Annotated in this window: 17 protein-coding genes and 1 pseudogene; 11 read left to right on the top strand and 7 right to left on the bottom strand. The window is 72.1% G+C overall.

Going from position 1 to position 22,553, the window contains the following annotated elements; genetic code table 11:
* The first annotated feature begins 32 nt into the window (after positions 1-32).
* Positions 33-3,401, top strand: coding sequence for a hypothetical protein (locus OG430_RS46295; RefSeq protein ID WP_327358731.1), 3,369 nt, complete (start codon positions 33-35; stop codon positions 3,399-3,401).
* 93 nt (positions 3,402-3,494) lie between these two features.
* Here the strand turns inward: OG430_RS46295 and OG430_RS46290 are convergent, their stop codons facing one another.
* Entirely contained in the window at positions 3,495-4,592 is a 1,098-nt protein-coding gene (locus tag OG430_RS46290; RefSeq protein WP_327358730.1) for a YeiH family protein, read from the bottom strand.
* Between the two features lie 71 nt (positions 4,593-4,663).
* Here OG430_RS46290 and OG430_RS46285 point away from each other — a divergent pair, with 71 nt between their 5' ends.
* From OG430_RS46285 to OG430_RS46275, 3 genes are all read left to right on the top strand, one after another.
* Positions 4,664-5,638: a LysR substrate-binding domain-containing protein gene (locus OG430_RS46285; protein WP_327358729.1), complete on the top strand. Its 975-nt coding sequence runs from the start codon at positions 4,664-4,666 to the stop codon at positions 5,636-5,638.
* A 365-nt stretch (positions 5,639-6,003) separates the two neighbouring features.
* Positions 6,004-6,906, top strand: a complete 903-nt coding sequence (locus OG430_RS46280) for a LysR family transcriptional regulator (protein ID WP_327358728.1) — start codon at positions 6,004-6,006, stop codon at positions 6,904-6,906.
* A gap of 79 nt (positions 6,907-6,985) precedes the next feature.
* Positions 6,986-8,446, top strand: a complete 1,461-nt coding sequence (locus OG430_RS46275) for a beta-ketoacyl-[acyl-carrier-protein] synthase family protein (protein ID WP_327359488.1) — start codon at positions 6,986-6,988, stop codon at positions 8,444-8,446.
* Positions 8,447-8,506: 60 nt separating this feature from the next.
* Here the strand turns inward: OG430_RS46275 and pip are convergent, their stop codons facing one another.
* Positions 8,507-9,472, bottom strand: coding sequence for a prolyl aminopeptidase (gene pip / locus OG430_RS46270; protein WP_327358727.1), 966 nt, complete (start codon positions 9,470-9,472; stop codon positions 8,507-8,509).
* 237 nt (positions 9,473-9,709) lie between these two features.
* Between pip and OG430_RS46265 the strand changes: the two genes are divergently transcribed.
* From OG430_RS46265 to OG430_RS46255, 3 genes and pseudogenes are all read left to right on the top strand, one after another.
* Positions 9,710-11,458, top strand: coding sequence for a sigma-70 family RNA polymerase sigma factor (locus OG430_RS46265; RefSeq protein ID WP_327358726.1), 1,749 nt, complete (start codon positions 9,710-9,712; stop codon positions 11,456-11,458).
* 193 nt (positions 11,459-11,651) lie between these two features.
* Positions 11,652-12,273: pseudogene (locus OG430_RS46260) on the top strand (glyoxalase).
* A 14-nt stretch (positions 12,274-12,287) separates the two neighbouring features.
* Positions 12,288-12,701, top strand: coding sequence for a VOC family protein (locus OG430_RS46255; protein ID WP_327358725.1), 414 nt, complete (start codon positions 12,288-12,290; stop codon positions 12,699-12,701).
* Positions 12,702-12,753: 52 nt separating this feature from the next.
* Here the strand turns inward: OG430_RS46255 and OG430_RS46250 are convergent, their stop codons facing one another.
* Both OG430_RS46250 and OG430_RS46245 read right to left on the bottom strand, forming a co-directional pair.
* A complete protein-coding gene (locus OG430_RS46250) occupies positions 12,754-13,962 on the bottom strand; it encodes an MFS transporter (protein ID WP_327358724.1) in 1,209 nt (402 codons plus the stop codon).
* A gap of 63 nt (positions 13,963-14,025) precedes the next feature.
* On the bottom strand, positions 14,026-14,850 hold the full coding sequence (locus OG430_RS46245; RefSeq protein WP_327358723.1) for a dienelactone hydrolase family protein: 825 nt from the start codon (positions 14,848-14,850) through the stop codon (positions 14,026-14,028).
* Positions 14,851-14,979: 129 nt separating this feature from the next.
* On the opposite strand from OG430_RS46245, the gene OG430_RS46240 reads away from it, so the two are divergent.
* From OG430_RS46240 to OG430_RS46225, 4 genes are all read left to right on the top strand, one after another.
* Positions 14,980-15,990: a GlxA family transcriptional regulator gene (locus tag OG430_RS46240; protein ID WP_327358722.1), complete on the top strand. Its 1,011-nt coding sequence runs from the start codon at positions 14,980-14,982 to the stop codon at positions 15,988-15,990.
* 137 nt (positions 15,991-16,127) lie between these two features.
* Positions 16,128-16,484, top strand: a complete 357-nt coding sequence (locus tag OG430_RS46235; protein WP_327358721.1) for a VOC family protein — start codon at positions 16,128-16,130, stop codon at positions 16,482-16,484.
* Between the two features lie 142 nt (positions 16,485-16,626).
* Entirely contained in the window at positions 16,627-19,014 is a 2,388-nt protein-coding gene (locus tag OG430_RS46230) for an excinuclease ABC subunit UvrA (RefSeq protein WP_327358720.1), read from the top strand.
* A 178-nt stretch (positions 19,015-19,192) separates the two neighbouring features.
* On the top strand, positions 19,193-20,020 hold the full coding sequence (locus tag OG430_RS46225) for an SAM-dependent methyltransferase (RefSeq protein ID WP_327358719.1): 828 nt from the start codon (positions 19,193-19,195) through the stop codon (positions 20,018-20,020).
* 15 nt (positions 20,021-20,035) lie between these two features.
* Here OG430_RS46225 and OG430_RS46220 read toward each other — a convergent pair whose 3' ends face one another.
* The 3 genes from OG430_RS46220 to OG430_RS46210 all read right to left on the bottom strand — a co-directional run bounded on the left by OG430_RS46220 (position 20,036) and on the right by OG430_RS46210 (position 22,359).
* Complete coding sequence (locus OG430_RS46220) at positions 20,036-20,722, bottom strand: TetR/AcrR family transcriptional regulator (RefSeq protein WP_327358718.1); 687 nt, start codon at positions 20,720-20,722, stop codon at positions 20,036-20,038.
* A complete protein-coding gene (locus OG430_RS46215; RefSeq protein ID WP_327358716.1) occupies positions 20,715-21,296 on the bottom strand; it encodes a carboxymuconolactone decarboxylase family protein in 582 nt (193 codons plus the stop codon). Before OG430_RS46215 ends, OG430_RS46220 begins: the two co-directional genes overlap by 8 nt.
* A gap of 175 nt (positions 21,297-21,471) precedes the next feature.
* Positions 21,472-22,359, bottom strand: a complete 888-nt coding sequence (locus OG430_RS46210) for an SDR family oxidoreductase (RefSeq protein WP_327358715.1) — start codon at positions 22,357-22,359, stop codon at positions 21,472-21,474.
* Positions 22,360-22,553: the final 194 nt, after the last annotated feature.

Genomic DNA, 22,553 nt, shown 5'->3' with positions numbered 1-22,553 from the left:
TGCAGGGGGGCGATCGTCTAGGAGAAATGCTCATGGCGACATCCGTACGCCAACATCCCCCGAGGCCGGGCCGACGCCCCCGGCTCCGCGTCCCGATCGGCCTGGCGCTCACCGCGGCCACCGTCGGGCTGTCCCTCGCGGCGCCGCAGACCGCCGTGGCGGACGACGTGATCAGCGAGGAGTCCTTCGGCAACGCCGCGCTCGCCCACCCCGACCGGTGGTACAGCTCCTGGGACGTCCCCAAGGGACAGACGACCGACCCGACCGGCTGGGCCTGTCTGACCGCGGCCTCCGGCGAGCAGGGTCCGCTCAAGGCATGCAAGGGCGGCAAGGCCGAGGACAAGCCGGGCGACGGCTCGCTGCGGCTCACCGACGCCGAGAGCCAGCAGACCGGCTTCATCCTCACCCGCGGCGCCTTCCCGTCGGGCAAGGGGCTGCGCTTCCAGATCGGGGTGTCCTCGTACGGGTCGAGCACCCCGGCCTCCCCGGCCGACGGCATCAGCCTCTTCCTCCTGGACGGCAGTGAAGCCCTGCCCAAGGTCGCCGGCATTCCCGGCGCGGGCCTCGGCTACTCGGGGGTCCCGGGCGGCTATGTGGGCGTCGGGCTCGACGAGTTCGGCAACTTCGCCAAGAACGGCATGGGCGGCAAGGGCGGGCCCCCGGAGGCTCAGCCGAACTCGGTCACCGTGCGCGGTGCGACCGCGGCCAAGAACGCCTGGGTCTCCACCAACACGCTGAAGTCCGGCCAGACCATCAGCGACCCGACGTCCAAGGACTGGAAGGACGCCGAGCGCACCGTGCGGGTCGACGTGTCGCCCACCGGCGTGATGCGCGTCGACATGGACTTCAAGGACGGCAAGGGCTTCGTCCCCGTCATCGAGCCCAAGGACCTCAACAAGATTCCCGGGCAGCCCGCCATGCCCTCGACGCTGCGGCTGGGCATCGCCGCGAGCACGGGCGCCTACACCAACATCCACGAGGTCTTCGAGGGCAAGGTCGAGACGCTCGGTCCGGACCTGTCCACCACGCTGGTCGCCGACGGTGCCGTGACGCCGGGCCAGGAGGCCAAGTTCACCGCGACCACCAGCGACTCCGTCACGGCTGTCGCGTCCAACGGTGAGATCACGCAGAAGACGACGTTCCCCAAGGGCGTCACCCCCAAGTCGGCCTCCGGCGACGGCTGGAAGTGCACCGTCGACGGCCAGACGGTGACCTGCAAGCGGCCCGGCACCGGCGACGACGCCCTGCAGCCCGGCAAGTCCGCACCGCCGGTCACCATCCAGGCCGACGTCGCCGCGGACGCGAGCGGCGCCGCCGAGGCGAAGACCGACACCAGCACCCCGGGCCAGACCGGTGGCGGTGGCAGGTCCAACCCGTTCGACATCACACCGCCCAAGGCGAAGGCCCCGCAGACGTCCACCGCGGTGGTGCCGGACGGTGCGGTGACGCCGGGCCAGGAGGCCACGTTCACGGCCACCACCAGTGACGCCGCGACGGCCGGCCCGACCACGGGCGAGATCAGGCAGAGCACGACGTTCCCCGCGGGCGTCGTCCCCAAGTCGGCCTCCGGCAGCGGCTGGACGTGCACCGTGGACGGTCAGACGGTGACGTGCAGGCGGCCCGGTTCCGGCGACGACGCGCTGCAGCCCGGCAAGTCCGCACCGCCGGTGAGCATCCAGACCGATGTCGCCCCCGACGCGAGCGGCCGGGGCGAGGCCAAGTCCGAGACGGCCACCCCCGGTCAGCAGGGCGGGGACAGCAAGTCCAGCCCCTTCGACATCGCGCCCGCCCCGGCGGCGCCCCCGCAGACCACCACCAAGGTCGCCCCGGAAGGCGCGGTGACGCCCGGCAAGCAGGCGGCGTTCACGGCGACCACCAGCGACGCCCCGGGCGCCGGTCCGACCACGGGTGAGATCACGCAGAAGACGACGTTCCCCGACGGCGTCACCCCCAAGTCGGCCTCCGGCGACGGCTGGACCTGCGCGGTCGAGGGTCAGACCGTGACCTGCAAGCGGCCCGGCACCGGCGACGACGCCCTGCAGCCCGGCAAGTCCGCACCGCCGGTCACCATCCAGGCCGACGTCGCCCCCGACGCCAAGGGCAGGGGCGAGACCAAGTCCGAGACCAGCACGCCCGGTCAGAAGGGCGACGACAGCAAGTCCGGCCCCTTCGACTACGCGACCCCCGCGGCGAAGCCCGCCGAGATCACCGCGGCCCTGCAGCCCAACGGCGCGGTGCAGGGCGGCCGGACGGCCGTCTTCACCGGCCTCGTCTCCAACGCCAAGTCCGCGGGACCGACGACCGGACCGGTCACGGCCACGTACACCTTCCCCAAGGGCACCACACCCCTCGCCGCCAAGGGCACGGGCTGGACCTGCAGGGTCGACGGCCAGACCGTGAACTGCACGCATCCGGGCACGGGTTCCGACGCGCTGCTGCCCGGACTGAGCTACCCGCCGATCGAGATCGGCGCCAATGTGGCCAAGGACGCGAAGGGCGACCAGTCCGCGAGCGGTCAGGCCGGCGTCAACGGCGTACCGTCGAAGGCCGGCAGCTATTCGTACGACGTCCTGCCCGCCAACTCGGACGCGCCGTCGGGCCCGCCGGTCCTGACCGTCGAGACGCGGCCCGTCACCGCGGTCGAGCCGAACAACGCGGCGACCTTCACCGAGGTCGTACGCAACGACGCGCAGGCGGGACCGACCGTCGGCAAGATCACCGTCAACCCCACCTATCCGAACGGCGTGTACCCGACCAGCGCCTCCGGCGACGGCTGGGACTGCACCGTCGACGACCAGAACGTCACCTGCACCCGCCCCGGCACCGGCGAGGACACCCTGCTGCCGGGCCGCACCGCACCGCCCATCAAGGTCGAGGCGCAGATCGACCCCGACGCCAAGGGCCTGGTGTACGGCGTGAACCGGGTGTCGACGCCGACCGACCCGGGCGACGGCCAGGAGCTGTCGTTCTACGTCGACGTCCCCTCGGGCCCCGTCCCGGACGGCAGGCTGCCGGTGCTGAACGTGGACACCCGGCCCATGGGTCCGGTCGTGGCCGGTCAGGCGGCGGCCTTCACCGCGACCGTGGTGAACGAGGCCAAGGCAGGACCTACCACCGCCGAGGTGAAGGCCGAACTCACCATGCCGGCGGGCGTCGGACCGGTGAGCGCGACGGGAGACGGCTGGAAGTGCTCCATCAAGGACCAGAACGTCGCCTGTACGCACGCGGGTTCGGGCCCGGACGCGCTGCAGCCGGGGATGAGCCTGCCGCCGATCACCGTCAAGGGCGAGGTCGGCCCCAAGGCGGCACAGCAGGAGCCGGGCGTCGACTCGGTGTCCACCGCGGGCGACCCCACCTCGGGCACCCAGCGGAAGTTCATGTTCCGGGTACTGGGCGGCTGAGCACGTGAGCGGCTCAGGCTGAGGGGCTTGCCCCTCGCAGCACCCACGGCCTCTGGGGCCGGGCATCCGCCCGGCCCCAGAGGCCGCTGTGCATCAGGTGGTCAGCAGCACACCCGCATAGCTCGCCGAGGCGACCACGATCCACGACCCCAGGCCGAGCAGCGCCATCTTGGCCCCGGAACGCGCCAGCGTGGGCAGGTGGACCGCGGTGCCGAGGCCGAACAGGGCCGCGGCGAGCAGGAGTTCCTGTACGAAGTCGGCGGCGTCCAGTGCGCCGGCGGGCAGCAGTCCGGTGCTGCGCAGCGCCACCATCGCCAGGAAGCCGACGACGAACAGCGGCACCAGGGCGGGCCGTCGCCCGCCGGTCGTCACCGCGCCGCCCTTGCGTCGGCGGATGCTGATGGCCACCCCGGCGACCAGCGGTGCCAGCATCGCCACCCGGATCAGTTTCACCATCACGGCCTCGGTCAGGGCGGTCGGCCCGGCCGACTGGGCGGTGGCCACCACCTGGCCCACGTCGTGCACGCTCGCCCCCACCCAGCGCCCGAACTGCAGCGGGTCCAGGCCCAACACGTGCTGCAGCAGCGGCAGTACGGCGATGGCGAGGGTTCCGCACAGGGTGACCAGGGCCACGGACGAGGCGACGTCGGAGGCGTGCTGCTCGTCCTTCTCGTCCTTGCCGAGCACCCCGCTCACCGCCCCGATCGCCGAGGCCCCGCAGATCGAGTAGCCGGTGGCGACGAGCAGCGGCTGGTCGCCCGTGAGGCCGAGCCTGCGGCCCAGCCACTGGGTGCCGAAGAAGGTCGCGAGCACCACGCCGAACACCATGAGGATCGTGGCCCAGCCGAGCCCCACCACATCGCCGAGGCCGAGTTTCAGCCCGAGCAGCACGATGCCGACCCGCATCAGGCGCTTGCCCGCGAGCGAGAGCCCGGCCCGGCCCCGTCCGCGTACGACCGCATGGACCCCGGGCAGATGCGCGGCCGCGATGCCGAGGACCACGGCCGCCGTGAGCATCGGCACCGCGGGCAGCGCGGCGTGCACGGCCTCGGCGGCCAGCACTCCTGCGACGGCGAGGGCGAGGCCGGGCGCATTGTGCCGCACCGATGCCGCGAGGCGGCCGCCGCGGGGTGGCGGGGGAAGCGGCGGAGCGAGCGGGGGTGGGCTGGTGCGCTCCACGGTGAGGGCCATGATCCTCAGCGTGCTCCGCGGGCGTTCCGGCCGGTAGACGCGAACTTGTACGCAGGTCATAGAGTTCACCTATGACCCCGAGCTCCTCTATGGCCTCCTCCGACAGGGACGGCGCACCCTCCGGCTTCGGCGAGGCGGCGCACACCTCGCAGCGCCCGCTGCCCGATCTGCATGCCCTGGAGCTCCTGGTCGCCGTCGCGGAGACCGGCAGTCTGGGCCGGGCCGCCGCACGGCTGCGCATCAGCCAGCCCTCCGCGAGCGCCCGCATCCGCACCCTGGAGCGCCGCCTCAGTCTGCAGCTCCTCGACCGCTCCACCTCGGGCTCCCGGCTCACCCCGGCGGGCGCGGTCGTCACCGACTGGGCCCGGGTGGTCCTCGAACAGGCCGTCGCGCTGGTCGAGGGGGCGGCCGCCCTGCGCTCCCGGCAGGAGAACAAGCTGACCGTCGCCGCGAGCCTGACCATCGCCGAGGAGCTCGTGCCCGGCTGGCTCGTCACCCTGCGCGCCGAGTCCCCGGACGCGCATGTCGGGCTGACCGTCACCAACAGCTGGGGCGTCATCCAGGCGCTGCGCCGCGGCGAGTGCCACCTCGGCTTCGTCGAGTGCCCGCGCGTGCCCGACGATCTGCACCGCTCGGTCGTGGGCCGGGACCGGCTCGCCGTCGTCGTGGCCCCCGACCATCCCTGGACCCGCCGCCGCAGGGCCCTGACGGGGCCCGAACTGGCCGATACCCCGCTGCTGTTGCGCGAGTCGGGCTCCGGCACCCGGGAGACCCTGGAGAAGGCGCTCAGGCCGTACGACGGGGTGGCGGTGCCCGTCCTGGAACTGGGCTCGACCTCTCCCCTGCGCAGTGCGGCCGCCCGGGGCGTCGCGCCCGCCGTGCTCTCCGCCCTCGCGGTACGCGAGGACGTGGACGCGGGCCGGCTCGTGGAGGTCGAGGTCGATCCGGCGGTCCCGCTGCACCGGCTGCTGCACGCGGTCTGGCCCAAGGGGCACGCCCTGCCGGAGGCGGCCCTGCATCTGCTGCGGGCGGCCAGGGGGCGCTGAATCTTCTGGCGCGACGGAGGGAACGTACCGGCGACGTGGGGGGGGTGAGGTCGATGCACCCCCGGCCCGGCGAGGGCGACGTACCCACGGCGTCTGAGGAGGGCGATGTAGCGGCGACGCCCGGGGAGGGAACGTACCGGGGACGCCTGGGGAGGGAACGTACCGGCGGCGTCCAGCGAGGGAACGTACCGGCGGCGTCCGGCGAGGGCCATGCAGCGGCGACGCCCGGCGAGGGCGACGTACCGCGACGCCCGGCGAGGGCCATGCAGCGGCGACGCCCGGCGAGGGCGACGTACCGCGACGCCCGGCGACGCACACGGCCTACCGGCGGCGTCCGGAAACGACCGGAAAGCTAAGGTCTGTCCATGCCGTTGTCGCACCAGGTCCCCGACCTCTCCGCCCTCGAACTGCTCCTCGCCGTGGCCAGGCTCGGCAGTCTGGGGCAGGCCGCACGCGAGGTCGGCATCACCCAGCCAGCCGCCAGCGCCCGCATCCGCAGCATGGAGAAGCAGGTCGGCGTGGCCCTGGTCGAGCGCTCCCCGCGCGGCTCCAAGCTGACCGATGCCGGGGCGCTGGTCGCGGACTGGGCGGGGCAGGTGATCGGCGCCGCGGAGACACTTCAGGCGGGCATCGAGGCCCTGCGTGAGCAGCGGGACAGCAGGCTGCGGGTCGCGGCCAGCCTCACCATCGCCGAGTACCTGGTGCCCGGCTGGCTGCTCGCCCTGCGCAAGCAGCGGCCGGACACCGCGGTCGCGCTCAGCGTCGGCAACTCCGCGGCGGTGGCCGCCCAAGTCCTGGCCGGAGAGGCCGACTTGGGCTTCATCGAGGGGATCGCGGCACCCGGCGGCCTCGACGAAGTGAAGGTCGCCGAGGACCACCTCCTCGTCGTGGTCGCCCCGCAGCACCCCTGGGCCAGGCGGCGCTCCGGGATCACCGCCGCCGAGCTCGCCGAGGCCGCCCTGATCCTGCGCGAGCAGGGCTCGGGAACCCGTGAGGTGCTGGCCCACGCGCTGGCCGGTGCGGGCGGCCCGGGCAAGCCGCTGCTCGAGCTCGCCTCCACCACGGCGGTCAAGGCCGCGACGCTGTCGGGCGCGGGCCCGGCCGTGCTGAGCGATCTGGCGGTACGCGAGGAGGTGGCCGCGCAGCGGCTGATCCCGGTGCCGGTGCGGGACACGGACCTGACCCGGTCCTTGCGGGCCGTCTGGCCCACGGGGCACCGGCCGGCGGGTCCGGGCCGGGATCTGCTGGGGCTGACCCGGCGAGGGTGAGTCGTCCTCCTCGACCTGGGCGTCGGCTCCAACTCCCCCGCATGCGGACCGCGGAGTGAAGCTCGTCTCAGCTTGTTGAATCCGACCCATTGGCACATGTACGGATAGAAGTTCACGAATCCGGATCAGCCCCACCCTGATCCGTCATCCGCCGATCCACGCATGCGTCAAGAGAGCAGCCGCCCCCATGCACCACCCGTCGGGCACCCCCACGGCCCACGACAACACTGCCCGCACCCCCGAGATACCGGCCCAGCGGCAGCCCGTCGAGGCTGCGCGGCGCCGGGTCGTGGTCACCGGGCTCGGGGCGATCACACCGCTCGGCAACGGCGTGGACGAGCTGTGGCAGGGGCTGCTCGACGGCCGCTGCGCCGTGCGGCCGCTGCAGGGCGAGGAGTTCGCCGATCACCCGGTGCGGATCGCGGCCACCGTCGAGACGGATCCGGCCGAGCTGCTTCCCCGCGCGCAGGCGCGACGGATGAACCGGGCCGCGCAGTTCGCCGTGCTCGCCGCCCGCGAGGCCTGGCAGGACGCCGGTTTCGACCCGGCCGGAACCGTGCAGAGCGGGCTCGACCCGGAGCGGGTCGGGGTGTCCCTGGGCACCATCATCGGCGGCGCCCCGGTCATGATCGAGGGCGACCGGCGCCTGCGGGACAAGGGCGTGCGCGGGGTCTCCCCGCTCACCGCGCCGATGACAGTCCCCTCCCAGGCCTCCTCCCAGATCTCCCTCGACCTGCACATCACCGGTGAGGCCCGCACCGTCGTGAGCGCCTGCGCGTCCGGCACCGAGGCCATCGGCGCGGCCATCGACCGCATCCGGCACGGCTACCTGGACGTCGCCGTCGTCGGCGGCGCGGAAGCGGTGATCACGCCCGCCGTGATGGCGTCGTTCTGCTCCATGAAGGCGCTGTCCACCCGCAACGACGAGCCGGGGCACGCCTCGCGTCCCTTCGCCAAGGACCGCGACGGCTTCGTCCACGGGGAGGGCGCCGGCCTGCTCGTCCTGGAGTCGGAGGAGCACGCCCGGGCCCGCGGCGCCCGGATCTACTGCGAGGCCGCGGGCGCCGGACTGTCCGCCGACGCGCACCACATGGCCGCCCCCGACCCCACCGGCAACGGCATCGCCCTCGCCCTGCGCCGAGCGCTCAAGGACGCCGGGGCCGCCACGGACGACGTCGTCCATGTCAACGCCCACGCCACCGCCACCGTCGACGGCGACCTGGCCGAGGCGAAGGCCCTCGGCACGGTGTTCGGCGACGACCCGGCCACCCGCCGGCCGGTTCCGGTGACGGCACTCAAGGGCAACTTCGGTCATCTGCAGGGCGCCGCCGGCGGCGTGGAGGCCGTCGCCACCGCGCTCACCCTGCACCACGGGCTCATCCCGCCCACCCTGGGCTGCGACGATCTCGACGACGCGATCGGTCTGGACGTGGTGACCATGGTGCCGCGGCCGCTGCCCGCGGACGGCGACCTGGCGCTGAGCAACTCCTTCGGCTTCGGCGGCCACAACGCCGTGCTCGCGCTGCGCCGTTGCGTCTGACGGTGCGCGGGCCCGGGCACCGCTGCGTCTGACGGTGCGCGGGCCCGGGCGGACCCTGCTTCACCGCCCGTTTCTGCCGAACCGGGCGATCGCCGCCAGGACCGCGTCCTGCATGGCGGGGCTGCCGGTGTGCCCCGAGTCGTCGATGACCTTGAGCTCCGCGTCCGGCCACACCTTGGCGAGTTCCCAGGCCGACTTCAGCGGGCTGCCCAGGTCGAGCCGGCCGTGGATCAAGACCCCCGGGATCCCGGCGAGCCGGTGCGCGTCGCCCAGCAGCTGCCCGTCGTCGAGCCAGGCGTCGTGCGCGAAGTAGTGCGCGCAGATCCGGGTGAAGGCAAGGAGCCCGTCGTCCGTCTTGTCGCTGTACGCGCCCGGTGCGCCGAGGACCTCGTGCGCGATGACGGCATCCTCCCAGGTGCACCAGTCGCGGGCCGCCTTCGCCCGCACCGCCTCGTCCGGGTCGTTCATAAGCCGGTCGTAGGCGGCCACGAGGTTGCCGTCGCGGTCCGCCTCCGGCAGCGCGTCGCGGAACGCCTCCCAGGGGCCGGGCAGCAGGCGGCCGACGCCGCGGTACAGCCAGTCGGTCTCCTCGGGGCGGGTCATGGTCACGCCCGCGATGACGATCTCGGAGACCCGCTCCGGGTGGCGTTCGGCGTAGGCGAGGATCAGGGTCGAGCCCCACGAGCCGCCGAACAGCAGCCAGCGCTCGATGCCCAGGTGCTCGCGCAGCCGCTCCATGTCGGCGATCAGGTGCTCGGTCGTGTTCTCGCCCAGGCCGACGGCCGGGTCGGACGCGTGCGGCAGGCTCTCGCCGCAGCCGCGCTGGTCGAACAGGACGGTCCGGTAGACCTCGGGGTCGAAGTTGCGGCGGGCCCAGCGATGGCCGCCGTTGCCCGGCCCGCCGTGCACGCACAGGGCCGGCTTTCCCTCGGGGTTGCCGCTCGTCTCCCAGTAGATCTGCTGGCCGCCGCCGACGTCGAGGAGGCCCTCCTCGTACGGTTCGACGGGCGGGTACGGCCGGTCCATGGCGGTCTCCTCGCGAGTGTGGCCTGAGTCGTTGACAGCGCCCAGGGCTTCGGGAGATTGTGCACGGCGATCGAGACGCCTTTCGAAGGCGTGTGCCGATTCACGGCGCATTTCTTGTTATCGCGCCCCCTGCCGAAGGTCTCCCCTGTGTCGGCCGGGACGAGCGACGACCACGCGACGCCCGAGCGACAAGCGAACAGCCACCGAGCAACGACCGACTAGGGGAAGTGGACCGGCATGGACACAGGCAGGCGCGACCACGATCTGGTCACGGCGGCACGGTGTGGCGACCAGCAGGCGCAGGACGACCTGATAGCCGCGTATCTGCCGCTGGTCTACAACATCGTGGGCCGGGCCCTGAACGGACATGCCGACGCGGACGACGTCGTGCAGGAGACGATGCTGCGGGCCCTGCGCGGTCTCGGCTCGCTCGACGACCCGGCGAACTTCCGGTCCTGGCTGGTGGCCATCGCCATGAACCAGATACGCAACCACTGGCACGTCCGCAATGCCGCGCCGACCGCCCCCGGTCTGCAGGACGGCTACGACGTGGCCGACCCGGGCGCCGACTTCGTCGACCTCACCATCGTGCGGCTCGGTCTCGCCGGTCAGCGCCGGGAGGTGGCCGAGGCGACCCGCTGGCTGGACGACGACGACCGCGCCCTGCTGTCGCTGTGGTGGCTGGAGGCGGCCGGTGAGCTGAGCCGGGCCGAGGTGGCCGCGGCCATGGCGCTGTCGCCGCAGCACACCGCCGTGCGCGTACAGCGGATGAAGACGCAGCTGGAGACGGCCCGGCTGATCGTGCGGGCGCTCACCGCGGTGCCGCGCTGTGCGTTCCTCGACCAGGTGACCGGGGTGTGGGACGGCTCCCCGTCGGCGCTGTGGCGCAAGCGGATCGCCCGGCACGTGCGCGAGTGCGCGGACTGTGCGCGTTATGAGGCCGGACTGGTGCCCGCGGAGGGGCTGTTGGTGGGCCTCGGACTGGTTCCGGTGGCGGCCGGGCTGCTCGGCGCGGCGGCGATCGGCTTCGCGGGTGCGGGGGCAGGGGCAGGGGCGGACGGCGGGGCGGAGTTCGGCCTTGCGGGTCATCACGGTGGGGGCGGCCACGGGGAGGCTATGGGCTTCGCGGACCCGGGATTCGGAGCGGGTTCTGACGCGTATGGATCCGACTCCGGCGCGGGTGCTGGCGCCTACGGATCCGATTCGCATACGGCTTCTGACGCGTACGGCGCTCCGGGTGACGGCACCGGTGTCGTCGGCACGGTGGGCGGGGGCCGGGTGGAGGCCCGTCGGACGCGGCGCATACGCAGGCGGCGCGCCACGGTCGGTGCCGTGGCCGCCGCGCTGCTGGTCACCGGGGGCACGGTCGCCGGGATCGCCGTGCTGTCGCCGGACAAGCCGGAGGACGGCGACAATGTGCGGTCCGCGTCCACACCCGGGTCGCCGCTGCCTTCCTCGTCGGCGGCCTCGCCGTCCGCCTCGCCGAGCAACTCGCCCTCGACCAAGCCCAGTCCGTCGCGTACGAAGGCCTCCGCGTCGGCCAAGCCCAAGCCGAAGCCCACGACCCCCAAGCCGAAGCCGACCACGCAGCGGCCCGCGCCCACGGCCGATCCCGCGGACACCCCGGGCGCCCAGGTCCTGGCGCTCGTCAACGCCGAGCGGGGCAAGGCGGGTTGCAAGCCCGTGAAGTACGACAGCCGTCTGGCCCGTGCCGCGCAGCTGCACAGCGAGGACATGTCGGCGAACAACTACTTCGACCACACCAGCCAGGACGGCCGCACCTTCGCCGACCGCGCCAAGGCACAGGGCTACGACAACCCCGGCGCCGAGAACATCGCCCGCGGCCAGAACTCCGCCGAGAGCGTGATGGACGCGTGGATGAACTCGCAGGGCCACCGCGAAAACATCCTCAACTGCGGCCTGACCACCATGGGTCTCGGCGTCGTCACCAAGGACTGGACCTGGACGCAGGTCTTCGGCTGGTAGCCCTCAAGGCTCCTTTCACTCGTCGAGCAACTGCCAGGCCGGCACGACGCCCACGTCGGCGAGCGGCTGAGCGCAGCCGAAGGCGACCGAAAGCGCACGTTGCCGGGCCCGGCGCCGCACGTTCGCCGGGCCCGGCACAACCGGTCAGGAATCGAGAAGCACCGGACCCCTGTCCGCTCCTAACGTCATTGCCATGACCTCCATCGAATCCATCACCCTCGACGTGGCCGACACCGCGGCCGCCCACGACTTCTACTTCGCCGCGTTCGGCCTCGAAAAGCAGATCGGCCTGCGGTCCGCACAGGAACCGACGACCGGCTTCCGCGGGTTCACGCTGTCGCTGACGGTGTCCCAGCCGGGCACGGTCAAGGCCCTCGTCGACGCCGCCCTCGCCGCGGGCGCCACCGTGCTTGAAGCCCGTCGCCAAGTCGTTCTGGGGCTGCAGCGGTGTCGTACAGGCTCCGGACGGGGCGATCTGGAAGGTCGCCACCTCGGAGAAGAAGGACACCGGCCCGGCCACCCTGGAGATCGACGACATGGTGCTCCTGCTGGGCTGCGCGGACGTGGCGGAGACCAAGAAGTTCTACACGGAGCGCGGACTGACCGTGGCGAAGAGCTTCGGCCGCAAGTACGTCGAGTTCGCCTCCTCGGACAGCAGCCTGGTGAAGCTGGCGCTGTACGGACGCAAGGCCCTGGCCAAGGATGCGGGCGTCCCGATCGACGGCACCGGCTCGCACCGGTTGGTGATCGGCAGTGACGGCGGGTCCTTCGCCGACCCGGACGGGTTCGTCTGGGAAGCGGCGGCCGGACATTGAGCCGGAGCGACGCCATGCACCTCACGCTGCACGCGAGCTTCCTGCCGCACGACGATCCGGATGCCTGCCTGGCCTTCTACCGCGACCTGCTCGGCTTCGAGGTCCGGCGCGACACGGGGCACGACGGGAAGCGGTGGATCACGGTCGGCCCGGCGGGCGGGGCGGGCCCGTCCCTCGTCCTGGAACCACCGGCGTCCGACCTCGGTGTCACCGACGACGAGCGTCGGACCATCGCCGAGATGATGGCCAAGGGGACCTACGCGGGCCTCCTGCTGGCGGCCCCGGACCTCGACGCCGTCTTCGCCCGGCTGCAGGCCGGCGGTGCCGAGGTCGTCCACGGTCCGACGGAGCAACTGGACGGCGTACGCGAGTGCGCCGTGCGCGATCCGGCGGGCAATCTCCTGCGCATTCAGGAGGTACGCGGCTGACGAGGGAGCCCGGGTCCGCCGCAGTGCCGTGAGCGGTCGGCCCCGGGCGCGATCAGTGCGCGGCACGCCGGGAGTTGCCCGCTCCCCCTGTCCCGAGCAGCAGCACAAGCAGCGCGAGCAGGGCGAGTCCGCCGCCGATCCACAGGACGCCGGCCGTGGCGAAGCTGTCCACGGCCAGGCCTCCGAAGAGGGCGCCGAGCGCGATGGACAGGTTGAACATCGACACGTACAGCGAGGAGGCGGCCTCGGTGGCGTGCGGTGCCGCGTCGAGGATCCAGGTCTGGAAGGTCACTGGGACGGCCCCGTAGCCCAGGCCCCACAGGATGAGGATCGCGCCGGCCGTGTAGACGTCGTGGTCCGTCACGGCGAGCAGCACCATGGCCGTGGTGAGGATCGCCGCGATGCCGACGGCCGTCTGCCGCAGCCGCTTGGTGATCAGGGCGCCCGCGAGGAAGTTGCCGCAGATACCGGCGACTCCGAAGGCGAGCAGCAGCGCCCCGATCATGCCGGGCTCGACGCCGTCGGCCTGCAGGACCGGCCGGACGAACGTGTACGCCACGAAGTGCCCGGTGATGACGAGGAACGTCATGGCGATGCCCACCCGCAGCGCGGCGTTGGCGCGGAACACCTTCGGCAGATCGGCGAACGTGAGGGTCGCCTCCGGAGCCACCTTCGGCATCAGGAAGATCATGCAGGCCAGCGAGGTGAGGCCGAGTATGCCGACGGCGGCGAACGCGGTGCGCCAGCCGCTGAAGTCACCGATGAGGGTGCCGGTGGGCACGCCGAGCACGGAGGCGGCCTCGACTCCGCCGAAGATGACGGCCGTTGCACGGGTGACGTGCCGCGCGGGAACCAGGCGCAGGGCGATGCCGCCGGCCAGGGACCAGAACCCGCCGACGCTGATGCCGATGAGGAAACGGGCAACGAGCACCACGGCGAAGCTGGTGGCGAAGGCGGAGGCGAGGTTGGCCGCGCCCACCAGGCCGATCAGCACGGCGAGGACCAGGCGCCGGTCCACCTTGCCGGTGGCGACCGTCACCAGCGGGGCCGAGACCGCCGCGACCAGACCGGGCACCGTCACCATCAGCCCGGCGGTGCCCTCGGAGACGTGCAGGGCCGAGCCGATCGGGGTGAGCAGACCGACGGGCAGCAGCTCGGAGGTCATCAGGGCGAAGATGCCCAGGGTCACGGCGAGGACGGCGAGCCAGCCCTTGACTGGTGAGGGTTCGACCACGGGCCCGGACACTTGAAGAGTTGTCATGCGCCCGAGCCTAGGTAGCCAAAGCCACCTGACCAGGGTGCATTATCGCGCGACAAACATGGGTCAATTCAGCGGCTGCAGGCGGTCCTTGAGGAAGGCGAGGATCTCGTCCCGGGCCCGCACCGTGGGATGTCCCTCCTCGTCGACCAGGTGGGCGGTGACCACGCTGTGCGGCGTCTCGACCATGTCGCGGAAGAACGGCGGCGGGTCGGTGCGGGCCGAACCGTCCGGCAGGACACGGCCGTCGAAGGCCTCGCCGAGCAACGCCCGGTAGGCGGCGAAGCGCTGCCCGGTGCACCAGCGGTCGCCCTCGAAGCGGTAGGCGAGGACGCGCAGGCCGTCGCGCGCGATGCGGTCCCGTACGGCATGGGCGTCCTCGTCGCTGAGCTCGATGCCGGCGGGGTCGTCCAGGGGCAGTGACGGATGGTTGACCACGGGCGCGACGACGGCCGGCTCCAACGCCATGGCGAGGGCGAAGTTGCCGGTGAAGCACAGGCCGATGGCGCCGACTCCCGGCCCGCCGCAGGCGGCGTGGGCCTGCCGTGCGAGGCCGCGCAGCCAGGCCGTGACGGGGCTGGTGCCGCCCCCGGCGAATGCGCGGAACTCGGCGCTGACGCAGGCGCGTCGGACCACCTTCTCGCCGCCCTCGGCCGTGGGAAAGGCCCCGTCCGTGCCGAAGAGCGAGGGCACGTGGACGGTGAAGCCCGCATCCCGCACCCACCGCGCGAGGCGCAGGACGTCGGGGCTGATGCCCGGCATCTCCGGCATCAGTACGACGGCCGGCCCGGAGCCGGCGACGTACACCGTCTTCACCACCCCGTCCACGTCCACGAGTTGTCGGGAGAAGTCCGTGATCGCGTCGTCAAGACGTCCGTCGGCAGCACTCATGGGGACAGCCTGGAGCGAAGCACCCGCATCGGGGGAGGGGCCATATCGCCATGCCTGACGGTAATCTCGCCATCGGCCGGCGCCGACGCGCGCAGGCGCCGAGGAGGCGGGTGCGGCTGAGGAGGGAGTGTGGCCAAGGAGGTGAGTGTGGACGAGGAGCCGGGTGTGAGCGCGCTGCGGGTCGGTGTCCTGGCCTATCCGGGCTGCTTCGCGTCCGAGGTGTTCGGCATCCCCGATCTCCTGACGATGGCCTCGCACGTGGCCGGTCCCGAACGCCCCGGCTACGAGGTGTCGGTGCTCTCGCCCCGTCGTCGCGTCGCCGCATCCGGCGGAGTGGTCCTCGCCGTCTCGCCGCTGCGCGAGGTCGACGTCCTCGTCGTGCCGGGGTTCGAGCTGCTGCCGGGCCTGGACATGGACGCGAAGCTGGCGCCGCTCGCCCCGGAGGTCGCGGCGATCCGCGCGCACGCCGCCACGGGCCGGGCCGTCGTCTCGCTGTGTGTCGGGGCGTTCCTGCTCGCCGAGGCGGGGCTGCTCGACGGGCGCCGGGCCACCACGGCCTGGCTGTTCGCGGACGAACTGGCCCGGCGCTGCCCGGACGCGGAGGTTCACCCCGATCGCCTTGTCGTCACCGACCGAGGTGTGACGACCGCGGCGGCCTTCAGCGCCATGTACGACTTCGCCCTTGAGCTGATCCGCCGGCACAGCGGCGCCGGCGTGGCCAGGACCACCGCGCGGGTGGCGCTCGTCGACGACGCGCGCGTGTCCCAGGCGCCGTACGTCGACGCGAGGCTGCTGCCGCGGCCCGGGAACGCGTTCTCGCACCGGGTCATGCGGCGGCTCGACCAGCACCTGGCCGACCGCTACGACCTCGCGGGGCTGTCGGACGCGTTCCATGTCAGCACCCGGACGCTGCTGCGCCGCTTCGCGGACGAGACCGGCCTCAGCCCGCTCGAGTATCTGCAGTCGTCGCGCGTCCGCCGGGCCCGCCATCTCCTCGAGACCACGGACCGGACCGTCGCCGCCGTCGCCGCCACGGTCGGCTACCGGGACCCGGCGACCTTCGCCGCGCTGTTCGCCCGGCACACCGGCCGGCGCCCGCGGGACTACCGGGCCGCCTTCCGGCGCGGCGGCGGCACCTGAGAGCCGGGGGCGATGGGGGGCGGGGGACGCGGCGGACCGACCGGTCAGGAATCGAGAAGCGCCGGTGCCCGAGCCGCGCCTAGCCTGAAATCCAGAGGCCCGACGCACCGGCCGCCTCCACGACCTCAGGAGTGACCATGACCAGCTCTCCCACCCAGGGCATCAAGACCGTGCTGCACCCCGTCGCCGACCTGGCGAAGGCCAAGGAGGTGTACGCCGCACTGCTCGGCGTGGCACCGACGGCCGACAGCCCCTACTACGTCGGTTTCGAGGCCGCGGGCCAGCACATCGGCCTGGTGCCGGCCGGCGGGCCGCAGGGCATGACGTCACCGGTGGCCTACTGGCACGTGCCGGACATCGAGGCGAAGCTGGCCGAGCTGACCGCCGCCGGGGCCACAGTCCAGCAGCCCGCGAGGGACGTCGGCGAGGGCCGCCTGGTCGCGTCCGTCACCGACCTCGACGGCAACGTACTCGGACTGGTGCAGGACCGCTGAGGGCCCGCATGAAACAGAACGTTGCCGCCGACGCGTCTACAAAGTAGAACCGACGTACTGCACGAAGCCGGTCGGATCAGGCCAGGCGATGCGACGGGGACCACGAGAGCGGCCCCCGCCCGAGAATGGAGACACGACACCCATGGCCAAGAGGACGCCCTCGCCGTCGCCTGCGCCGCACGCCGCCGACAGCCACGACCTGATCCGCGTCGTCGGCGCACGGGAGAACAACCTCAAGGACGTCAGCATCGAGATCCCGAAGCGCCGGCTGACGGTGTTCACCGGTGTCTCCGGCTCGGGCAAGAGCTCGCTGGTGTTCAACACGATCGCCGCGGAGTCGCAGCGGATGATCAACGAGACGTACAGCACCTTCGTACAGGGCTTCATGCCGACCCTCGCGCGGCCCGATGTCGATGTCCTCGACGGGCTGACCACGGCGATCACCGTCGACCAGCAGCGGATGGGCGCCGACCCGCGCTCCACGGTCGGCACCGCCACCGACGCCAACGCGATGCTGCGCATCCTCTTCAGCCGGCTCGGCAAGCCGCACATCGGCTCGGCCAAGGCGTTCTCCTTCAATGTCGCCTCGATCAGCGGCGCGGGCGCGGTCACGGTGCAGAAGGCCGGCAAGACCGTGAAGGAGCGCCGCAGCTTCAGCATCACCGGCGGCATGTGTGCGCGCTGCGAGGGCCGCGGCAAGGTCTCCGACATCGATCTCACCCAGCTGTACGACGACTCCAAGTCGCTCTCGGAGGGCGCCTTCACCATCCCCGGCTGGAAGTCGGACAGCCAGTGGACCGTGGGCGTCTACGCCCAGTCCGGCTTCGTCGACCCGGACAAGCCGATCCGCAGGTACACCAAGAAGGAGATGCAGGACTTCCTGTACGGGGAGCCGGTCAAGGTCAGGGTCAACGGCATCAACCTCACCTACGAGGGGCTGATCCCCAAGATCCAGAAGTCCTTCCTGTCCAAGGACAAGGAGGCGATGCAGCCGCACATCCGGGCGTTCGTGGAGCGGGCGGTCACCTTCACCACCTGTCCCGACTGCGACGGCACCCGGCTGAACGAGGGCGCCCGCTCCTCCAAGATCAAGCGGATCAGCATCGCCGACGCCTGCTCGATGGAGATCAGGGATCTGGCCGAGTGGGTCCGCGGACTCAAGGAGCCGTCGGTGGCGCCGCTGCTCGCCGCGCTGCAGCAGACCCTCGACTCGTTCGTGGAGATCGGCCTCGGCTATCTCTCGCTGGACCGTCCCGCGGGCACGCTGTCCGGCGGCGAGGCGCAGCGCGTCAAGATGATCCGCCACCTCGGGTCCTCGCTCACGGACGTCACGTACGTCTTCGACGAGCCGACGATCGGCCTGCACCCCCATGACATCCAGCGGATGAACAACCTGCTCCTGCGGCTGCGCGACAAGGGCAACACGGTGCTCGTCGTGGAGCACAAGCCGGAGGCCATCGCGATCGCCGACCACGTCGTGGACCTCGGCCCCGGCGCGGGTACGGCGGGCGGCACGGTCTGCTACGAAGGCAGCCTGGAGGGACTGCGGGGCAGCAAGACCGTCACCGGCCGTCATCTCGACGACCGGGCCACGCTCAAGGAGACGGTGCGCGAGTCCACCGGCGCCCTGAAGATCCGCGGGGCGAACGCGAACAACCTGCAGAAGGTGAACGTCGACATTCCGCTGGGCGTGCTCACCGTGATCACGGGTGTCGCCGGTTCCGGCAAGAGCTCGCTGGTGCACGGGTCGATCCCTGCCGACGAGGGCGTGATCTCGGTCGACCAGACGCCGATCAAGGGTTCGCGGCGGAGCAACCCGGCGACGTACACCGGTCTGCTCGAGCCGATCCGCAAGGCGTTCGCCAAGGAGAACGGGGTGAAGCCGGCCCTGTTCAGCGCCAACTCCGAGGGCGCCTGCCCCACTTGTAACGGCGCCGGGGTCATCTACACCGACCTGGCGATGATGGCCGGCGTCTCCACCACGTGTGAGGACTGCGAGGGCAAGCGGTTCGACGCCTCGGTGCTCGACTACCACCTGGGCGGCCGCGACATCAGCGAAGTGCTCGCGATGTCGGTGACCGAGGCGGAGAAGTTCTTCGGCGCGGGCGAGGCCCGCACACCGGCCGCGCACAAGATCCTGGAGCGGCTCGCCGACGTCGGGCTCGGCTATCTCACCCTGGGCCAGCCGCTGACCACGCTGTCCGGCGGCGAGCGGCAGCGCCTCAAGCTGGCCACGCACATGGGCGACAAGGGCGGCGTGTACGTCCTGGACGAGCCGACCACGGGTCTCCACCTCGCCGATGTCGAGCAACTCCTCGGTCTGCTCGACCGGTTGGTCGAGTCCGGCAAGTCGGTCATCGTCATCGAGCACCACCAGGCGGTCATGGCGCACGCCGACTGGATCATCGACCTCGGTCCGGGCGCCGGGCACGACGGCGGCAAGGTCGTGTTCGAAGGCACCCCGGCCGATCTCGTCGTCGCCCGCTCCACCCTCACCGGGGAGCATCTCGCGGAGTACGTCGCCGACTGATCCGCGCCCCCCGGGCGGGCGTCGACACGGACGTTGGCCGGGTGCGCCGGGCCGGACCGGGGAGTTACCCTCCCCGGTCCGGCCCGGCGCCATGTCCACCTCGCCTCGCCGGTGGCCAACATGCCTCTGTAATCTGCTTGTTGACCTTGAACCGAACGGCACTTCCGGAGGCAGATCCATGGCCGAGCACGCGATACCCACGGATGCGTCCCAGGAGTTGCGCGACCGGATCAACACCGCGCAGCCGCACACGGCCCGGATCTGGAACTACTGGCTCGGCGGCAAGGACCACTACGAAGTCGACCGGGCGGCCGGTGACCAGATCCGCGCACTGCACCCGGGCATCGGGGACTACGCCCGCGAGGACCGGCTGTTCCTGGGGCGTGCGGTACGGCACCTGGTCACCGAGTGCGGCATCCGGCAGTTCCTCGACATCGGCACGGGCCTGCCGACGGCCGACAACACGCACACCGTCGCACAGGGCCTGGCACCCGAGTCCCGCATCGTCTACGTCGACAACGACCCGCTGGTGCTCGCCCATGCGCGGGCGCTGCTCACGAGCTCGCCGGAGGGCAGGACCGACTACCTGGACGAGGACCTGCGCAATGTCGACTCCATCCTCGAACACGCGGCGCGGACCCTGGACTTCAGCCGGCCGGTCGCGCTGGTCCTGCTCGGTGTGGTCATCTTCCTCGGCGACGACGACGATCCGCGCGGTGTCGTCGGGCGCCTGATGGACGCGCTGCCGTCCGGGAGTCATCTGGTGCTGTCGCACACGATCACGGATCCGTCGATGCCCGATGTGGACGAGGCGGTCGCGTTCTGGAACGAGCACGGCACGCCCAGGCTCACGCAGCGCACGCCGGGACAGGTCACCGGGTTCTTCGACGGGCTGGAACTGCTCGAGCCCGGCGTGGTGTCGTGCAGCCGCTGGCGGCCGGAGTCGGGCGCGGGTGAAGTGCCGGACGAGGTGGCCATGTTCGCCGGGGTGGCGCGCAAGTCCTGAGCCCCTGCGGTCCGTTCAGGACAACAGGCGTGTGGCGAGGCGGACGAGCGGGTCCTCCAGGGCGCGCAGGCCGTCCAGGTCGTCGGCGACCAGGCGGGCGGTGACCAGATGCGCGATCGCCGCGACCAGGGCCTCGGAGTTGAAGCGCCGCTCGTCCTGGTCCTTGTCTTTGTCTTCGGGGCCCGGGCCGGGGTCTGCTCCGGCTCCGGCTCCGGCTCCGGCTCCGGCAGGGAAGATCTCCGCGATCGCCTCCGCGAAGCGTCGTTGCCCCTCCCCCCGGCGGGCCATCGCCTCGGGCCCGGCGGCGTGCACCTCCACGAGGAACAGCCGGGCCACGGCGGGCTGTTCGGCGAGGGTGTGCAGGTACCGGCGCAGGAGTCGGCGGAAGGTCTCGGCGGGGTCGGAGGCCGTTCGGTCCGGGCCCGGACCGGGCGGCCGGGCGACGGAGAGCAACTCCGTCAGCTGCCGGGTGGCGGCGTCCAGCGCCTGGACGAAGCAGTCCTGCTTGGACCGGAACTGCTGGTAGAACGTCTCGCGCGAGACCCCGGCGCACCGGATGATCTCGGCGACCGAAGTGCCCGCGTACCCATGCTCCTTCATGACGTCCGCGGTGGCTTTCAGCATGCGCGCGCGCTGGGAGGACACCACTTGTTCGCGGCTGAGGCCATGCCTGCCGCTGGGCAGCGAAGCGAGCTCATCCACGCCTGTCTCCTCGTGCGCGATCGGGCTCCAGGCGCAGCGCGGTGATCGTCGTGGCCAGCATCTGGTAGTGGCCGACCAGGAGCAGGAATTCGATCGCGCCGTTCTCGTCCAGGTGCGTACGCAGCCGCTCCCAGCCCGCGTCGTCGAGGTCCTGCCGCTCGTGCAGCTGATCGGTGGCGGCAAGCAGCGCCCGCTCGCGCGGACTCCAGCCGGGATCGCCGGGCCCGGCGACGACCCTCTCGACATCGCCACGCGTCACCCCGGCGCGACGACCGAGCCGCCGATGATGCTCGAACTCGTAGGCGCAGCCCCGCAGATGGGCGGTACGCAGGATGACCAGCTCGGTCTCGCGCCGCGGCAGGGTGCCACGCGGCATGAGCCGCCCCGCGAACCGCAGCCAGCCCCGGAAGAGGCGACGGTGGCGGCCGAGCGTGAGGAACAACGCAGGCGGCCGCGTACCGGCGACGAGCCCGGCGAGGCGGCTGAACACCCATACGGGCAGCCCGACTTCATCCCGCGTGCCGGGCGCGATACGCGGCCCATGGGGCGACCGGGCCGCCGACGCCCCGGTCACCGGCCTGCTCCCCCGGCCGGCAACGACTGGCCAGCCGCCCCCGGCACACGATCCGCAGCCCGGTTCGCAAGCCGCATCGCGAGCACGCACAACGCCAGCACCACCCGCATCAACCCGCACACCACACGAACACCACCCCACGAGCCACGACACGGCCCCTCCACCCACACCCCGATCACCGGACACCCACCCCAGCCTGCGAACTGCGCGCCGCGGCCCCCAGCGCACGGTCCGCGGCCCGGTTCGCAAGTCGCATCGCGAGCACGTACAGCGGCGGCGCCAATCGCTTCAGCCCGTGCAGTACGCGGATGCCGCCCGAGGTGTGTACGAGGTAGCGGCCGCGGCGCATGCCTTCCAGGATCGTCTCGGCCACCTCCTCGGGAGCGGCGGCCCGTTTGAGGAAGGCCGCGTGCAGGCGTCGCGCCGTGGGGGTGTTCCGGTCCACGCCGACGATCTCGACCGTGTCGGCGAGCGGTGTGGCCACCGCGCCCGGGCACACCAGGGTCACGCCGATGCCGTGGCGGCGCAGGTCGAAGCGGAGCACCTCGGAGATGCCGCACAGGCCGAACTTCGCGGCGCTGTACGGCGCGTGCCAGGGCAGGCCGATCAGCCCGGCGGCGGACGAGACGTTGACCAGGTTGCCACCGCGGCCCGCGGCGACCATCGCGGGCAGGAACGACTCGATGACGTGGATCGGCCCCATCAGGTCGACCTCCACCATCGACCGCCAGTGGCGGTGCTCAAGTCGCTCGACGGTGCCCCAGGCCGAGATCCCGGCGACGTTCATGACCACGTCGACCGGCCCGCCGTCCGCGTGGATCTCGCCGGCCATGGCACGTACGTCGTCGTACGAGGCGATGTCCGCGGCCCTGGCGTACGCGACGTCACCGCCGGCCGCCCGCACGGAACGTACGGTCGCGTCCAGGCCGTCGGCGTCGATGTCGGTGAGCAGCAGCACGGCGCCCTGGGCCGCGGCCCGCCGGGCGACCGCGCGGCCGATCCCACCGGCCGCGCCGGTGATGAACACCCGCCGCCCCTTCACATGGCTTCGGGATGTGGCCATCCGTTCCTCCTGAGCTGTCGGTGCCGACGAAGTGGTGCAGGAGGTGGTGCAGGAGGTGGTGCGGGGCGGACGCTAGCATCCACGAACAGCCATGTACATGAAAGTGGCGGCGGGGCTCAACTGGCCCTGTACAGGGTGAAGTTGCGGTACCGCGCCCCAAAGGGGCGCGGGGAACTGCGCGACCAGCCACGGAC

The organism is Streptomyces sp. NBC_01304 (assembly GCF_035975855.1).
In the GTDB taxonomy this organism is placed as follows: Bacteria; Actinomycetota; Actinomycetes; order Streptomycetales; family Streptomycetaceae; genus Streptomyces.
The sequence above is the reverse complement of the archived record's forward strand: the minus strand, read 5'-3'. Positions and strand labels throughout refer to the sequence as shown.

Coding starts and splice junctions, on each gene's coding strand:
- OG430_RS46250 (WP_327358724.1), bottom strand. CDS start 13,962: ATGACAACTCTTCAAGTGTCCGGGCCCGTGGTCGAACCCTCACCAGTC.
- OG430_RS46245 (WP_327358723.1), bottom strand. CDS start 14,850: ATGAGTGCTGCCGACGGACGTCTTGACGACGCGATCACGGACTTCTCC.
- OG430_RS46285 (WP_327358729.1), top strand. CDS start 4,664: ATGACCCCGAGCTCCTCTATGGCCTCCTCCGACAGGGACGGCGCACCC.
- OG430_RS46255 (WP_327358725.1), top strand. CDS start 12,288: ATGCACCTCACGCTGCACGCGAGCTTCCTGCCGCACGACGATCCGGAT.
- OG430_RS46280 (WP_327358728.1), top strand. CDS start 6,004: ATGCCGTTGTCGCACCAGGTCCCCGACCTCTCCGCCCTCGAACTGCTC.
- OG430_RS46235 (WP_327358721.1), top strand. CDS start 16,128: ATGACCAGCTCTCCCACCCAGGGCATCAAGACCGTGCTGCACCCCGTC.
- OG430_RS46225 (WP_327358719.1), top strand. CDS start 19,193: ATGGCCGAGCACGCGATACCCACGGATGCGTCCCAGGAGTTGCGCGAC.
- OG430_RS46265 (WP_327358726.1), top strand. CDS start 9,710: ATGGACACAGGCAGGCGCGACCACGATCTGGTCACGGCGGCACGGTGT.
- pip (WP_327358727.1), bottom strand. CDS start 9,472: ATGGACCGGCCGTACCCGCCCGTCGAACCGTACGAGGAGGGCCTCCTC.
- OG430_RS46290 (WP_327358730.1), bottom strand. CDS start 4,592: ATGGCCCTCACCGTGGAGCGCACCAGCCCACCCCCGCTCGCTCCGCCG.
- OG430_RS46295 (WP_327358731.1), top strand. CDS start 33: ATGGCGACATCCGTACGCCAACATCCCCCGAGGCCGGGCCGACGCCCC.
- OG430_RS46210 (WP_327358715.1), bottom strand. CDS start 22,359: ATGGCCACATCCCGAAGCCATGTGAAGGGGCGGCGGGTGTTCATCACC.
- OG430_RS46230 (WP_327358720.1), top strand. CDS start 16,627: ATGGCCAAGAGGACGCCCTCGCCGTCGCCTGCGCCGCACGCCGCCGAC.